Source organism: Haloferax sp. ATCC BAA-644 (genome assembly GCF_000336975.1).
Classification (GTDB): domain Archaea; phylum Halobacteriota; class Halobacteria; order Halobacteriales; family Haloferacaceae; genus Haloferax; species Haloferax volcanii.
The window spans coordinates 1-1228 of the sequence record NZ_AOLF01000005.1; the positions used below are offsets into that span (position 1 = coordinate 1).

The following is a 1228-nucleotide window of genomic DNA, read 5'->3' on the forward strand; positions in this document are numbered from 1 at the left end:
CCGGATTCATTCAGACGGGCATCGCAACCTTCCAACTATTCGATATCAATTTCACCGACGTGATTTTCTCGTCGGGGAATATCGAAATCACGCTTGCGTACGCGGTATCTGTCGGCGCGTTCGCGGGCATCATCATCACGAACGAGAACACCGACCTATCGTCTCTCAAAGACGATGCGGAGAAGCTTGACGACTACTATATGTGGTCGATTTTCGGCACGGTCGGGGTGTTCGCTGCGTGGCTGTTGGTCGGTGACGTTTCCTCATTCTTCCAGAGTAGCGACCTCTGGGGCTTGGTCTACGTCGGCATCACGAGCACGGCCGGGTTCGCTGCGGGGTGGATGCTCTAATGGTGGACCTTGACCTTGACCTAGAGACGGTCGCCACACTTGGCGCGTCGGTTGGTGCTCTCGACGCCGGACTATCCGCGGGCGCAGACATCACGATTTTATCCGACCTGCTTGGTGGCAGTCTTGAAATAGGGCTGATTGTGGTTGGTGCAGCCGGTGGGTCTCTCATCGCAGACCGGCTCGGACTCGTTGAGGTGTTTGATTCGTGACTCTCGTTCGGAGGGTCATGGTTATGCTGCTCGTTGGAATCGTCATCACGACCGCCGCCACGAGCGGCGTGGTTCCAGGGTCATCTCCGGTCGGACACGCATCTGCGGAGATGGTCAACTGCGATGGTTCGGCGTCAAACTACCTCGGTGGTGCGTGGTTCAATACGATTCTCGGCAATACCGAGGGTTGTCATTGGTCAGAAAACACCGACTATGAGAATCTCACCGCCACAAATGCGTATTCAAGCGCTCTTGCCCTGAAAGACGCAACCGACTCGTCCACCACGACGACGCAGAACTTCATGGCTAATGCTCGAACGGTCGCCATGTCAAAGGCTAAAATAACGATGGTGAACGAGCTAAATAACGGTGCATCCCGGTCACAGGCTAAATCCGCGGTGAACCAAACGGTTCGAGACTACTACTCTCGGGTTCAGGTTCGGATTCTCTCAGATTGGGACGCTAAAGTCACTCAAATAGCTAGTCTAGATAACCAATCCGACCAAACAATTGGATACTACTACCAAAATGAGAGGAATGGAGAATGGTACTCTGGTGGTGAAACGCTTGGAACAAACACGATTCAATTCGAGTTAGTCAATGGAACATCTGTCGATACTGAAGAAATCTCTCTGAGGACTCTCCCATCCGGCTCCCGTTTCCATCCGG

At 53.5% G+C, this 1228-nt stretch carries 2 protein-coding genes and 1 pseudogene; all 3 read left to right on the forward strand.

Features of this window, described 5'->3' with window-relative positions; all coding sequences use genetic code 11:
- Nucleotides 1-350, forward strand: a 350-nt coding sequence (locus tag C458_RS03685; RefSeq protein WP_008573324.1) for a hypothetical protein, incomplete at its 5' end; no start/stop codon positions are given.
- Entirely contained in the window at nt 350-559 is a 210-nt protein-coding gene (locus C458_RS03690) for a hypothetical protein (RefSeq protein ID WP_004052064.1), read from the forward strand. The genes C458_RS03685 and C458_RS03690, both read left to right, overlap by 1 nt.
- A 17-nt stretch (nt 560-576) precedes the next feature.
- Nucleotides 577-1228, forward strand: a pseudogene (locus C458_RS17775) (hypothetical protein); the annotation flags it as partial.

Coding starts and splice junctions, on each gene's coding strand:
- C458_RS03690 (WP_004052064.1), top strand. CDS start 350: ATGGTGGACCTTGACCTTGACCTAGAGACGGTCGCCACACTTGGCGCG.